Origin of the sequence: Marinimicrobium sp. UBA4509 (genome assembly GCF_002388575.1) — a bacterium.
In the GTDB taxonomy this organism is placed as follows: domain Bacteria; phylum Pseudomonadota; class Gammaproteobacteria; order Pseudomonadales; family Cellvibrionaceae; genus Marinimicrobium; species Marinimicrobium koreense.
In genome coordinates, this window is the sequence record NZ_DGMV01000084.1 from 58078 (window position 1) to 58391 (window position 314).

Consider the following 314-nt stretch of genomic DNA (forward strand, 5'->3'; position numbering starts at 1 on the left):
GGCCGAGGGGCAGGGGCGCAGCCTGGAAATTACCGGTGAAATGGAGCGTGAGCTGCGCCGGATCAACTCCGAGGCGGCGCGTACCGCGGAGGAAATTCGCGGTAACGCCGATGCCGAAGCGATCAAAATTTACGGTGAAGCCTTTGGGGCGGACCCGGAGTTTTACGCGTTCCTGCGCACTCTGGAAACCTACTCGGCGCTGGGCGATAACACCACACTGATGATTCGGGCGGACTCAGACTTCTTCCGCTATCTGGAAAGCAAGGAGCGTTAAGCGAGTCCCTGCTTTTCTAAAAAAGTGCCAGTGGCGGCTG

1 pseudogene is annotated in these 314 nt (G+C 58.9%); it reads left to right on the plus strand.

The annotated features are described in order from the left end of the window. Positions 1-274: pseudogene (locus B3520_RS15825) on the plus strand (protease modulator HflC); the annotation flags it as partial. Between the last annotated feature and the right edge of the window lie 40 nt (positions 275-314).